At 68.4% G+C, this 11,636-nt stretch carries 14 protein-coding genes; 4 read left to right on the top strand and 10 right to left on the bottom strand.

Annotated elements, in window-relative coordinates; all coding sequences use genetic code 11:
* Positions 1 to 405: 405 nt before the first annotated feature.
* Entirely contained in the window at positions 406 to 882 is a 477-nt protein-coding gene (locus DMH01_RS04855; protein ID WP_125673880.1) for a DUF4262 domain-containing protein, read from the top strand.
* Positions 883 to 886: 4 nt separating this feature from the next.
* Here DMH01_RS04855 and DMH01_RS04850 read toward each other — a convergent pair whose 3' ends face one another.
* The 3 genes from DMH01_RS04850 to DMH01_RS04840 form a co-directional block, all read right to left on the bottom strand.
* Positions 887 to 1,579 carry a GntR family transcriptional regulator gene (locus DMH01_RS04850; RefSeq protein WP_125673879.1) on the bottom strand — a complete coding sequence of 231 codons (693 nt, stop codon included), beginning with the start codon at positions 1,577 to 1,579 and terminating at the stop codon, positions 887 to 889.
* A gap of 3 nt (positions 1,580 to 1,582) precedes the next feature.
* Complete coding sequence (locus tag DMH01_RS04845) at positions 1,583 to 2,311, bottom strand: maleate cis-trans isomerase (RefSeq protein ID WP_125674339.1); 729 nt, start codon at positions 2,309 to 2,311, stop codon at positions 1,583 to 1,585.
* Positions 2,312 to 2,397: 86 nt separating this feature from the next.
* Entirely contained in the window at positions 2,398 to 3,138 is a 741-nt protein-coding gene (locus DMH01_RS04840) for a maleate isomerase (protein WP_016336992.1), read from the bottom strand.
* A 98-nt stretch (positions 3,139 to 3,236) separates the two neighbouring features.
* On the opposite strand from DMH01_RS04840, the gene DMH01_RS04835 reads away from it, so the two are divergent.
* Both DMH01_RS04835 and DMH01_RS04830 read left to right on the top strand, forming a co-directional pair.
* The gene (locus tag DMH01_RS04835) at positions 3,237 to 4,226 is read left to right on the top strand and encodes a D-2-hydroxyacid dehydrogenase (protein ID WP_125673878.1); all 990 of its coding nucleotides are present in this window, start codon (positions 3,237 to 3,239) and stop codon (positions 4,224 to 4,226) included.
* An 8-nt stretch (positions 4,227 to 4,234) separates the two neighbouring features.
* On the top strand, positions 4,235 to 5,611 hold the full coding sequence (locus tag DMH01_RS04830; protein ID WP_125673877.1) for an amidase: 1,377 nt from the start codon (positions 4,235 to 4,237) through the stop codon (positions 5,609 to 5,611).
* A 51-nt stretch (positions 5,612 to 5,662) separates the two neighbouring features.
* Here DMH01_RS04830 and DMH01_RS04825 read toward each other — a convergent pair whose 3' ends face one another.
* Entirely contained in the window at positions 5,663 to 6,883 is a 1,221-nt protein-coding gene (locus DMH01_RS04825; protein WP_125673876.1) for an MFS transporter, read from the bottom strand.
* Complete coding sequence (locus tag DMH01_RS04820; RefSeq protein WP_125673875.1) at positions 6,880 to 7,398, bottom strand: transcriptional regulator; 519 nt, start codon at positions 7,396 to 7,398, stop codon at positions 6,880 to 6,882. Before DMH01_RS04820 ends, DMH01_RS04825 begins: the two co-directional genes overlap by 4 nt.
* A 107-nt stretch (positions 7,399 to 7,505) precedes the next feature.
* On the opposite strand from DMH01_RS04820, the gene DMH01_RS04815 reads away from it, so the two are divergent.
* Positions 7,506 to 8,480 carry an aldo/keto reductase gene (locus DMH01_RS04815; protein ID WP_199745365.1) on the top strand — a complete coding sequence of 325 codons (975 nt, stop codon included), beginning with the start codon at positions 7,506 to 7,508 and terminating at the stop codon, positions 8,478 to 8,480.
* Here DMH01_RS04815 and pqqB read toward each other — a convergent pair.
* The 5 genes from pqqB to pqqA all read right to left on the bottom strand — a co-directional run bounded on the left by pqqB (position 8,477) and on the right by pqqA (position 11,529).
* Positions 8,477 to 9,334, bottom strand: a complete 858-nt coding sequence (pqqB, locus tag DMH01_RS04810) for a pyrroloquinoline quinone biosynthesis protein PqqB (protein ID WP_125673874.1) — start codon at positions 9,332 to 9,334, stop codon at positions 8,477 to 8,479. The genes DMH01_RS04815 and pqqB overlap by 4 nt on opposite strands.
* On the bottom strand, positions 9,331 to 10,413 hold the full coding sequence (gene pqqE, locus DMH01_RS04805) for a pyrroloquinoline quinone biosynthesis protein PqqE (protein ID WP_125673873.1): 1,083 nt from the start codon (positions 10,411 to 10,413) through the stop codon (positions 9,331 to 9,333). Before pqqE ends, pqqB begins: the two co-directional genes overlap by 4 nt.
* Positions 10,404 to 10,676 (bottom strand): pyrroloquinoline quinone biosynthesis peptide chaperone PqqD, encoded by a 273-nt coding sequence (gene pqqD / locus DMH01_RS04800; protein ID WP_125673872.1) that lies wholly within the window; start codon positions 10,674 to 10,676, stop codon positions 10,404 to 10,406. Before pqqD ends, pqqE begins: the two co-directional genes overlap by 10 nt.
* Positions 10,676 to 11,359 carry a pyrroloquinoline-quinone synthase PqqC gene (gene pqqC / locus DMH01_RS04795; RefSeq protein WP_125673871.1) on the bottom strand — a complete coding sequence of 228 codons (684 nt, stop codon included), beginning with the start codon at positions 11,357 to 11,359 and terminating at the stop codon, positions 10,676 to 10,678. The genes pqqD and pqqC overlap by 1 nt, the downstream gene beginning before the upstream one ends.
* An 83-nt stretch (positions 11,360 to 11,442) precedes the next feature.
* On the bottom strand, positions 11,443 to 11,529 hold the full coding sequence (gene pqqA / locus DMH01_RS04790; protein ID WP_125674335.1) for a pyrroloquinoline quinone precursor peptide PqqA: 87 nt from the start codon (positions 11,527 to 11,529) through the stop codon (positions 11,443 to 11,445).
* Between the last annotated feature and the right edge of the window lie 107 nt (positions 11,530 to 11,636).

The following is an 11,636-nucleotide window of genomic DNA, read 5'->3' as shown; positions in this document are numbered from 1 at the left end:
AGTCATGAACGGTCCATTCACGACTTTTGAGTGCACGGAAGGGGCCTTCGTGTACTCAAGTTTCGGACGGTCCAGGTTCCCGGAGTTGCCACTCGCGCACTGGATCGGCCAACTACCTCAAGACTCAACGGCCGTGTCGCGAAAGCCACTTTCGGGACATCAGACGTCCTCAAAGTGGCTTTCGCGACATTGGGCAGGCCCAGGAAGCGTCGGTTCCGTGGAGCCTTCGCCTTGGGCTTCGAATTTTCTCAAGCAAGGCGAAAATGGTGCCCTGAAAGGGAATCGCGACGCGAAATCAGCCGCCGAAGGTCTGTTCGCCACCTGCCTGCACCCGGGGTCGTGAGTTTTTGTCGGTGCCCCGGTGCACAGTGCCGGTCATCGGATTCGACGACTGGAGGAGCACCGATGTGCTGGCATTGCGACAACCCCGGGAAGACCCGCGACGACTACCTCGTCGAGGAGGTCCGTCCGCTGATCAGGAAGTACGGCTGGATGGTGCAGACGGTCGAGCGCGGAAGTGTCCAACCCGGTTTCGCGTACACGGTCGGGCTCACCGATGCCGGGCTGCCGGAGCTCGTCGTCACCGGTCTGAGAGAGCGAAGATCCGGGCAGCTGCTGAACTATTTCGCCCAGCAGGTGGTCCGGTCGGGCCCGCCGGAGGCGGGTGAGGTGCTGCCCGCCGCGGTCGGCTGGCCGTCGTTCGAGGTCGTCCCGCTCAGTTCACCGTCGGCGCACCTGCTCACCGCCGTTCTCCTGTACGGCGAAGAATTCCGTGCGCTGCAACTGGTCTACGAGGACGAGCACGGCAAGTGGCCGTGGGACAGGGAGTTCCGCGGCGGGACGGGCGGCCAGCCGGTGCTGGGGGCGCGGGGCCGTGGCTGAATCCCTAAGGCACCGCGGGAGCTTCGCCTTCCCGCAGGCTGGTTCCCGGGGCCAGCCGTTGGACGGCGTCCTCCATATGGGCTTCCAGCAGCGACAGCGCGGTCTCTTCGTCGCCGGCCCGCAGGGCTTCGATGATCCGGGTGTGCTCGGTGACCCGTTCCTCGACCTGCTGATAGGTCGCCTGCAGCGCGGTGAGGCACATCCGGGTCTCGATCAGCAGGGTCCTGGCCATGCGCACGAGCCGTTTGCTGCCGGAAGCGGCGATCAGCGCCTCGTGGAAACGGAGGTCCGCCCAGGAGAGCGCGGTCGGGTCGTCGTCGTCCGCGGCGGTGGCCATGGCGCGCACGGCCTCTTCGAGTTCGGTGGCGACCCGTTCCCTGTCCCCGCGCAGTGCCCGCAGCATCGCGGCGCGCTCGATGGCAGAGCGCGCCGAGTAGATGTCGTAGACGTCGCCGGGTTCGAGGTCGATCACGAACAGACCGCGGTGGCGCTCGCTGCGCAGGAGCCCTTCGGAAACGAGGTGCTGCATCGCCTCGCGCAGCGGCCCCCGCGAAACCTGGAACCGGGAGGCCAGATCCGTTTCACCGAGCTGGGTGCCGGGAGGCAGGGCGCCGGTCATGATCGCGTCCCGCAGCTGCCGCGCGATGATCCCGGCGGTCGATTCCCGGCTGACCGGCTCGATATCCGGCAAGGACATGGCTCAGTTGCTCCTTCTCCCGAACAGCGCGCCCAGTGTGCGGACGAGCGGCGACTTCCCGGTGAGCCGCAGACCTTCCCAGACGGTGACCTGGTTGGCGGTCAGCACCGGCTTGCCGAGCCTGGTTTCGAGCGTGTTGATCTCGCCGAGCGTCCGCATGGCGGTGTCGGGGACGAGCAGCGCGTCGGCGGCCGGGTGGTCCCGGCTCACCGCGAGCTCGACGACGGCTTCCGGGCTGAGTTCGCCGACTTCGGCGGCGGTGTCGATGTCCGCGCTGCCCATCGAGACCACTTCGACCCCGCCCGCGCCGAGGAACTCGACGAACAACCGGGCGACGTCGTCCGGGTAACTGGCGGCGACCGCGACCCGCCGGACACCCAGGGCTCGTGCCGCGTTGACGAAGGCGAAGGACGTGCTCGACGCCGGGACACCGGCGACGGCGGCCAGCCGGTCGGCCTGGTCGCGGGCGCCTTCCCAGCCGTAGACGAAGCTGCCGCTGGTGCACGCCCACACCACCGCGTCGGGTTCGTGTTTGGCCAGGAGCGCGGCGCCGTCGGCGAGCCGGCTTTCGCTGCCGAGGTCCAGCAGCTCCGGCACGGCGTGCAGATCGGTTCCGTAGATGTGCTCGACCGGCAGCTTGATCCCGGCCATGTCCCCGCCGAGGAGCTGTTCCGCGAGCGGGTAGTCGTCTTCGGCCGCGTGATCCGGGTAGATGAACCCGATGGTGGTCACCTCGGACGGCGGCTCGGGCGGGGTGAACGGCGAGATGGGCACGGAACCTCCGGAGGGCAGATTGTCGACAATCGTAGGCGAAGAGGTCAGTCGACCTCCCGGAGCCACTTGCCGGGCCCGACGATCGGCAGGTTCATCCGCCGGAGGCAGGCCCACATCGTGAGCTGATTCGCGGTGAGGACCGGTTTGCCGAGCGCGCTTTCGAGTGGCTCGATCAGATCGTAGGTGGGGAGGTTGGTACAGCTGACGAAGATGGCTTCGGCGTCGGCGTGATCGGCGGCGAGGATGCGTTCGGCGATGGTCCGGTAACTGACCTTCCAGATGCCGCCGCCCAGGCCGAGATGGTCGCTGGAGACGGTGCGGACGCCGAGTTCGGCCAGGAAGTCGTGCAGCTTCCCGGTCAGATCGCCGTCGTAGGGCGTCAGCACCGAGACCCGGTGGAGGTCGAGCTGGTGCAGGACCTCCGCCAGCGCCCCGGACGTGGTGACGGCGTCCGTCGCGCCCGCGTCGCAGATCGCCTTGGTCAGGGAGCGTTCGTAGTCCACACCGTTGACGAAACTGCCGGAGGTGCACAGATAGGCGACGACTTCGGGCTCCACGTGGAGCACGTCCCGCGTGGCGGCGGCGAGATGCCTGCTGTCGCTGACGAGCTGGGCCATCTCCATGCTGACGGGCACGGGTTCGTACGGCGTCCGCGCCAGATGGAGGGAGACCTCCATGGGCACCCAGCGCCACAGCTCGCGTTCCAGGGCCAGGTCGAAGGGGGCGATCACGCCGATACCGCGCTGCGCCAACGGGCCTTCGAACTCCAGTAAGTCGAAATCCAAGTCTCAGCCTCCGGAAACTTCTGCTGTCACAGTCCGGTGCTCCGGGGGTCGTTCCTCGGATTGTTGACAATCATACGAGCCACTTTTACGGTGTCAACGTGATCGCCTCGGAGACCCCTGTGCTGGCGGTGCTCTGTGGAGACACGCGCCCACCGGACATGCGCGCTATCGAAGACCGAGCGGTGGTTCGTTACACCGGCGAGGCCGGGTTGGCCGACGCGTTATCCGGAGCCGACGCGTTCTTCGTCTACGACTTCCTTTCGACCGCCGTCCCGGGCGCCTGGCACGCGGCCGACAAGCTGCGCTGGCTGCACATCGCCAGCGCGGGCGTCGACCCCGTCCTGTTCCCGGCGCTGCAGGAGAGCGACGTCGTGCTCACCAACTCCCGCGGGGTGTTCGACGGGGCGATAGCCGAGTACGTCCTCGGCGTCGTCCTCGCGTTCGCCAAGGATTTCGTCCGTTCGTGGGATCTGCAGCGACAGAAGCAGTGGAAGCACCGGGAGAGCGAACGGATCTCCGGCCGCCGGGTCCTCGTGGTCGGCACCGGGCCGATCGGCCGGTCGATCGCGCGGACGCTGCGGGCGGCCGGGATGTCGGTGGCCGGCGTCGGCCGCCGTCCTCGTGAGGGCGACCCCGACTTCGGGGACGTGTACGCGTCGTCGGACCTCGCCCGTCATCTTCCCGAGGCGGACTACGTCGTCGCGGTCGCGCCACTGACCGAACAGACGAAGGGCATGTTCGACGCCGAGACCTTCGCCGCGATGAAACCCGGCGCACGGTTCGTCAACGTCGGCCGCGGCGAACTGGTCGTCACCTCGGATCTGATCGGCGCACTGCGCGACGGGCCGCTCGGCGGCGCGGCGCTCGACGTCTTCGACACCGAGCCGCTGCCCTCCGACAGTCCTTTGTGGACCATGGAGAACGTGCTGATCTCGCCGCATATGTCGGGCGACTTCGTCGGCTGGCGTAATACTCTGGTAGAGGTGTTCGCGGACAACTTCCGTCGCTGGCGCGCGGGGGAGCCGCTGCGCAACGTCGTGGACAAGCAGCTCGGGTACGTGCCGTCGGAGACGCTTCGCCAAGGTTAGGGGCCGGATTGAACGACACCAAGTTGACCGCGAGCGAGCTCGTCGCCGCGTACGCCACCGGGGAGCTGTCGCCGGTCGAGGCCACCCAGAACGCCTTGCGTGTCATCGAAGAACGCGACGGCGAGACCAACGCTTTCTGCCTGGTCGACGCCGACGGCGCGCTCGAACAGGCGAAAGCGTCCGAGATCCGCTGGCGTGACGGCAATCCGATCGGCTGGCTCGACGGTGTCCCGGCCTCGATCAAGGACATGTTCCTGACCCAGGGCTGGCCGACGCTGCGCGGTTCGCGGTGCATCGACCCTGACCAGCCGTGGGACGTCGACAGCCCGGTCACCGCGCGGCTGCGTGAGAACGGCTTGGTGCTGCTGGGAAAGACCACGACGCCGGAGCTGGCGTGGAAGGGCGTCACCGACAACACGCTGACCGGGATCACCCGCAACCCGATCGACCCGTCGACGACGGCCGGAGGGTCCAGCGGGGGCAGCGCCGCGGCCGTCGCGGCGGGGATGGGCGAGCTTTCCGTCGGCACCGATGGCGGCGGCTCGATCCGGATCCCGGCTTCGTTCTGCGGAATCGTCGGGCTCAAACCGACGCACGGCCGGATCCCGTTGTTCCCGGCGAGCCCGTTCGGCCCGCTCTCGCACGCCGGCCCGATGGCGCGTTCGGTCGACGACACCGCGCTGCTCCTCGACGTCCTCGCCCTGCCCGACCATCGGGACCCGGCCGCGCTCGCGCCGCCGGTCTCGACCTATCGCGAGGCCGTCCGCCGGGACGTGCGCGGGCTGATCGCCGCCTACTCGCCGACGCTCGGCTACGTCGACGTCGATCCGGAGGTCGCGGAGATCGTCAAGTCGGCGGTCCGGTCGCTGGGCGACGCGGGCCTGCACATCGAAGAGACCGATCCCGGCTTCACCGACCCCAAACCGGCCTTCGACATCCTGTGGTCGACAGGGGCGGCCAAGTGGCTGGACACCTTCCCCGCCGGTTCGGAGACGAAGGTCGATCCCGGGCTGCGGAAGGTGTGGGAACTCGGCAAGACCTTCTCGGCGAGCGACTACCTCGGCGCCAACGCCGAGCGTGCCGCGCTCGGCATCCTGATGGGCGAGTTCCACACGCGCTACGACGTGCTGATCACGCCGACCCTCCCGATCCCCGCCTTCGAGGCCGGGCACGAGGTGCCGCCGGCCAGCGGGCTGAGCGGCTGGCCGGACTGGACGCCGTTCACCTACCCGTTCAACATGACCCAGCAGCCCGCCATCAGCGTGCCTGCGGGCCGCACCTCGCGCGGTCTCCCGGTCGGCTTGCAGATCGTGGGCCCGCGGCACTCCGACGACCTGGTGCTCGCGGTCGCGAAGCTCCTGGAGGAGGTCCGTCCCTGGCCGTGACCTGCGGAAAGGGAGCAAGGGACCTTTGCTACCACCTCCGGGGCCGAGGGGTCAGGGTTGCGCGGCGTGGGACTTCCGGACGAGGCCGCGCACCTGGCCGCTGCACAACGCGAGAGCGGTGGCGGCCACGACCAGTGCGGCGCACGCGAGCAGTGTCGTGCTGACCCCGAAGTGCTGCGCGGCCGGCCCGGCCGCCATCTGGCCGAGGGGCAGGGCGATGAAGGAACCGAGCATGTCGTAGGAGTAGACGCGCGCGAGTTTGTCCTCGGGCACGTTCTCCTGCAGCGAGACGTCCCACGCGACCACGAACTGCTCGATCGCCAGGCCGGAGACGAACATGGCCGCCAGCAGCAGCGGCAGCAAGGGAGCCTGGCCGAGAAGGATCAGCGGCGGCGCTTCGAAGAGGATCACCGCGACGCCGACGAACAGTGCGCGTCGAGGCTGCCATCGGGCCACGAGGATGCCGCCGACGAGGGAGCCGATCGTCTGCGCGGCGAGGGCGAATCCCCAGCCGGAGCGGCCGAAAGTGCTGTCGGCGACGATGGGGCCAAGCACCGCGATCCCGCCGGCGATGACGGCGTTCACCACCATGAACTGCACGACCACGACCCACACCCAGGTGCGTGACCGGAACTCGTGCCAGCCCTCGACGAGTTCCGCCAGCGGGCGGCTGCCGGGGATCCGTTCCCGGCGGCTGAGCCGGATGCACCGGTAGGACAGGGCGGAGCCCAGGAACAGCAGCGCGTTCCCGGCGAGCGCCCAGCCGGGGCCGACCGCGGTGACCAGGATGCCGCCGAGCCCGGCGCCGGCGATCCGGCCGGAGTTCGACAACAGCCTGGCCAGCGCGTTGGCCTGCGCGAGCAGGGTGGCGGGCACCGTCAGCGGGGTGAGCGACGCCGACGCGGGGGCGGAGATCGCGGCCACCGCGCCGTTGACCACGCTCAGGCCGACCAGCAGCGGGATCGACGCGAATCCACAAAGGACACTCGCCGCGATCACCGCCTGGGTCACGGTGGCGGCGACCTCGGTGCCTTGCAGGATCACCGACCGCGGCAGCCGGTCCGCCAGCACCCCGCCGAACAGCAGCAGGACCACGCTCGCCACGGATCGCGCGCCGACGACGATGCCGATGTCGACGGCCGAACCGGTCAGGTCGATCACCGCGAACGCGAGTGCGAGCGGGGCGACCGCGTTGCCGAACTCCCCGAACGTGCGGCCGCCGATCAGCCAGCGGAAGTTGTGGTGGCGCAGTGGTTCGCGCAGGGACGTCACCGTCGCCTCATTTCGAACAGCGAGACCGTCGCGCTGACCGGGATCGTGCCCCGGGTGCGGGGCGGCTTCGCGGCGGAGTGCAGGAGGTCGCTCAGTTCGCGAGCGTGTTCGAGCGCCTTCTCCCAGGTCGCGCGGTCGACCCACATCTCCGCGTCGCTCGTCGACCCCTGCTTGCCCGGAACGCGGAATTCGCTGCGGCGCTTGAGTTCTTCGGCCATCGTCGCGATGAGCAGCTGTTCCTCCCGCGGATTCTCCGAGGTGAACCGCGATCCGGACTCCGGATCGTGCCGGTAGCGTTTCGCCAGGCCGCCCCGGATCCGGACCTCCTCGGCGACGTCCAGCAGGCCCGCCTCGTGCAACCGTCGCAGGTGGTAGCTGACATTCGCTTGTGTCTCACCGAGTTCTCGCGCGGCTTCGGCCGCGCTCATCGCGACACCGGTCAAAAGCGACAGAATGCGCAGCCGTACGGGATGGGCGAGGACACGCAACCCGTCGAGGCCGGGGGACTCGGACATGAGCCGAGTATCGGCTGCCGGGACGCCAACCGTCAAACAGTTATTTGGGGGTTTCATTGGCCGGGAGATCCGGTGCGGTGATCCGATGTCTGTGCTCTGCTGGTGGTATGCGTACGACGACATTGGGCAGGAGCGGTCTCGAGGTGTCGAGGATCGCTTTCGGCACTTGGCAACTCGGCGGGGACTGGGGTTCGTTCGACGAGGACGCGGCGATCGCGGCGATCCGCCACGCCCGCGAACTCGGCGTGAACTTCTTCGACACCGCACAGGCCTACGGTTTCGGGAAGTCCGAAGCGATGCTGGGGAAGGCGCTGCGTGAAGAACTCAAGCGCGACCGCGACAACCTCGTCATCGCCACGAAGGGCGGCATCAAGCCGCGTTCCGAACGGCCGCGCGACTCGCGGCGCGAGTGGCTGACCCAGGGTATCGAGGACAGCCTCCGCTTCCTCGACGTCGACCACATCGACCTCTACCAGATCCACTGGCCCGATCCCGACGCCCCGGCCGAGGAGACGGTCGGGATCCTCCAGGGGTTCGTCGACGCCGGGAAGATCCGGCACGTCGGTGTCTCGAACTACGACGCCGCGGGGCTGGCCGCCTTCGACAGGACCCGGCCCGTGGAAACCCTGCAGCCCCCGTATCACCTGTTCCGCCGCGACATCGAGACCGACCCTCTGCCGTACGCGCGCGAGAACGACATCGGCGTGCTCGTGTACAGCCCGCTGGGCAGCGGGCTGCTGACCGGATCCTTCACGCCGGAGACGACGTTCGAGAAGACCGACTGGCGTTCACGGTCGTCGGCGTTCACCGGCGATACCTTCCGGCGCAATCTCGCCGTCGTCGACCGGCTCAAGGAATTCGGGGCGGGCAAAGGAATCTCCGTCAGTCAGCTGGCGATCGCGTGGACGCTCGCCCAGCCGGGCGTGCACGTCGCGATCGTGGGCGCGCGGAAGGCGGCCAATATCGAGGCCAGCCTCGCCGCCGCGGACGTCGACCTGACGGCGGACGATCTCGCGGAGATCGATCGGCTCATCGCCGACGCGGTTCCCGTGGCCGGCGCGAGCCCCGAAGGGGTCGCCTAAAGCTTGAATTCGGTACCGTCCAAGGGAAGCGAGGCGCCGCCGTCCAACACGGTGGCGTGTTCGGGCGACGCGGGATCGATCACCGGGTTCGTGTTGTTCAGATGTGTGTACGCCCACCGCGGGCCGGGCCGGAGCTTCGCCAGACTGCCGGTGATCGGCAGATGGCCCATCGCCAGTTGAGCGCCGGCTTCGGCCGCGGCGGCGCCCGACATCTCGTCCGGCGCGTAGAAGGTCCCGTCCAAGAGCACCAGGCCGGCGTCGCGGGTGAAGTCGTCGAAGCCGTCCGGCCAGCTCTTCAGGCAAGGCGCGTACACGAAGACGCCGCCGGTCTGGACGTCTTCGATCCGGTAGGCCACCACCCAAGGTCTGTCCTCAGTGGACGAACGCGCGTACTTCGGCCGCTTGTCGCTCACGGGAAGCATGCTCACCCGCAGCCCGTCGATGGCAACCTTCGACGACGGCAGCCACTCCCAGCCGCCGTACCCGTCGATGATCGACCGTGCGGGGAAGTGCTCGGACAAGGCGCCCAGTACGGCGTCCGGTGCCCACACCGGCAGGCCGCCCGCTTCCCGCAGGAGAAGCAGGCCGAGTGAATGATCGAGTTCGGCGTCGGTCAGCAGCACTCCGCGCAGCGGGATCTCCCTCGGCCCCGGCCCGGCGCGCAACGGTGGGGTGGCGAGGATCTGCGCGCGGATGTCCGGCGACACGTTGAGGAGGTACCAGCCCTCGCCGTCCGCGCTCACCGCCACGCAGTCCTGCGTCCGCGGCGGCGCGCCGGAAACGCACAGCGCACAGGCACAGTTCCATTGCGGGAAACCGCCGCCCGCCGCCGTGCCGAGCAGGATCACCCTCATCGTGCCGTCCGCATCACGAGTTCGTCCGTTTTCGCCTGTGTGGCGAGGATGAGGTCGACGACCTCCCGCTGCGGCGAACGCGAGCACACCGGATCCGTCGCCGAGGCGTCGCCGGTGAGCTGGAACGCCTGGCACCGGCAGCCGCCGAAGTCGATGCCGCGCCGGTCGCAAGTGCCGCAGGTGTCCGGCATCCAGTCCTCGCCGCGGTAGGCGTTGAAGGAGCCGGATTCGTACCAGATCCACGCCAGCGGCTTGTCCCGCACGTTGTCGAATTCCAGTGTCTCGATCGCCGTCGACGCGGGGCACGGCAGCACGTTCCCGTCCGGCGCCACGGTCAATTGCCGCGCGCCCCAGCCGTACATGCACGGCTTCGGGTACTTCTCGTAGTAGTCGGCGACGACGTAGATGATCTCCATGCGGCCACGCAGCCGTTCGGTGGCCGCGCGCACGATCGGCTCGGCCTCGTCGAGCTGCCGCCGGGTCGGCATCAGGGCGTCGCGGTTGCGCAGGGCCCAGCCGTAGTACTGCGTGTTGGCCAGTTCGAGCCGATCCGCGCCCATTTCCTCGGCCAGGCCGATGATCCCGGCGAGCTGATCGTGGTTCTGCCGGTGCAGGACGACGTTCACCGAAAGGGGCAAGCCTGCCTTCTTGATCAGTTCGGCGGCGACCAGCTTCCGGTCGTGCGCCCGTGCTCCGGCGAGCCGGTCCGCGCGTTCGGCGGTCGCGCCCTGGACGGACAGCTGGATATGCGCGATGCCGCGTTCGACGAGATCGTCCACTCTGGACTCAGTCAGTCCGAGTCCGGACGTCACCAGGTTGACGTAGCACCCCAGTTTTGTGGCGTGCTCGACCAGGATGGGCAGATCCGGTCTGGCGAGTGGTTCGCCGCCGGACATGTGCACTTGGAGCACGCCGAGCTCCCGCGCCTGGGTGAGCACGGACGACCATTCCTCTGTGGACAGTTCGCCGTCGCGTGCGATCAGCTCGACCGGATTCGAGCAATACGGGCAATGCAGCGGGCAGCGGTGGGTCAGTTCGGCCAGCATGCCCAGTGGTGGCTGCGCGGTTTTCAGGTCCATTCGACGACCCGCCGTTCTCCCAGCCGGGACAGGACGTCCAGGATCTCTTCCTCGCGCACACCGGTGTAGCGTTCGCGCAACGCCGAAGCGATTCCCGCGACATCCGCGACGCCGTCGCAGAGGGAAAGCACGGCCGCGGCGGTCGGATTCGGGACGAGCACGCCTTCGGGGAACAGGAGGACGTGCGTTTCCCTGGTCTGGTCATAGCTCAGCCGGACTCCGCGCCGCAGCCGCGGCACCGAGCCCGGTTCGAGGGTGGTCATCACTGCTCCTCGGCCGCCGCGTGCTCGATGGCGTCGAGCATCGACCACAGCACGTCGGTTTTGAACGACAGCGCGGCGATCGCCTTCTCCTGCTGCTCGCGGGTGACGGCGTGCCGCACGACGATGTCGAGCGTTCCCTTGCCTTCGCCGGCGACCTTGTCGATGCGGTTGGTGAAATAGGCGAGATCCTCCGGCGCGATCCACGAGTAGTTCGCCAGCATGTCGGCGACCCGCCGCTGCATGAGATGGCCGGCGAACATTTCGGTCAGCCCCGAGGCGACCGCTTCGAGCCAAGGTCTCGTGCGGGCGAAATTCACGTAGGCGTCGACGGCGAACCGGACGCCGGGGGCGACGTGCCGCTGATCGAGAACCTCCTCGCGGTCGAGCCCGACCGCGGCGCACAAACGGAGCCATCGCTCGATTCCGCCGTCACCGGCCCTCGTCCCGTCGTGGTAGACGATGCGGTCGAGCCATTCCCGGCGGATTTCCGGCAGCGGGCAGTTGCTGATGATCGCCGCGTCCTTCTGCGGGAGAACGCACTGGTAGTACCAGCGGTTCGCGGCCCAGATCTTCAGCTCGTGCTGGGAAAGGTCGCCGTCGTGCATCCGCACGTGGAACGGGTGCGTGCCCCAATAGCGGTGCGAAAGCCCGCGCAACGCCGCGATGAACTCCGACGACGACATGAGGGACACCGTGCTGCCTCCGGGTGCTCGCTGATCGGGACGGCGGCGGTGGTGGGGGACGGCCCCCACCACCGGATGCGAATTCAGTCCTCCATGCGGGCCGCGTAAGCGGTGACCTCCATGGGGGTTTCGTACTCGACGAAGTCGGGAGTGGTCCATACCTCGATCATTTCTGCTCCTAACGTCCACAGGGGATCGAACAGGGCCGAGCCACCGTCACCCTAGAAGCGGGTCGCCGATTCTGACCAGACGTAAGGACCGACTTCCGGCGGCATTT

Origin of the sequence: Amycolatopsis sp. WAC 04182, from assembly GCF_003947465.1 — a bacterium.
GTDB lineage: Bacteria > Actinomycetota > Actinomycetes > Mycobacteriales > Pseudonocardiaceae > Amycolatopsis.
This window is presented reverse-complemented; position numbering and strand designations above follow the sequence as displayed.

Bases quoted from the DNA above. Each gene is read 5' to 3' on its own strand.
- DMH01_RS04855 (WP_125673880.1), top strand. From the start codon at position 406: ATGTGCTGGCATTGCGACAACCCCGGGAAGACCCGCGACGACTACCTC.
- DMH01_RS04850 (WP_125673879.1), bottom strand. From the start codon at position 1,579: ATGTCCTTGCCGGATATCGAGCCGGTCAGCCGGGAATCGACCGCCGGG.
- DMH01_RS04820 (WP_125673875.1), bottom strand. From the start codon at position 7,398: ATGTCCGAGTCCCCCGGCCTCGACGGGTTGCGTGTCCTCGCCCATCCC.
- DMH01_RS04815 (WP_199745365.1), top strand. From the start codon at position 7,506: ATGCGTACGACGACATTGGGCAGGAGCGGTCTCGAGGTGTCGAGGATC.
- pqqB (WP_125673874.1), bottom strand. From the start codon at position 9,334: ATGAGGGTGATCCTGCTCGGCACGGCGGCGGGCGGCGGTTTCCCGCAA.
- pqqE (WP_125673873.1), bottom strand. From the start codon at position 10,413: ATGGACCTGAAAACCGCGCAGCCACCACTGGGCATGCTGGCCGAACTG.
- pqqD (WP_125673872.1), bottom strand. From the start codon at position 10,676: ATGACCACCCTCGAACCGGGCTCGGTGCCGCGGCTGCGGCGCGGAGTC.
- pqqC (WP_125673871.1), bottom strand. From the start codon at position 11,359: ATGTCGTCGTCGGAGTTCATCGCGGCGTTGCGCGGGCTTTCGCACCGC.
- pqqA (WP_125674335.1), bottom strand. From the start codon at position 11,529: ATGATCGAGGTATGGACCACTCCCGACTTCGTCGAGTACGAAACCCCC.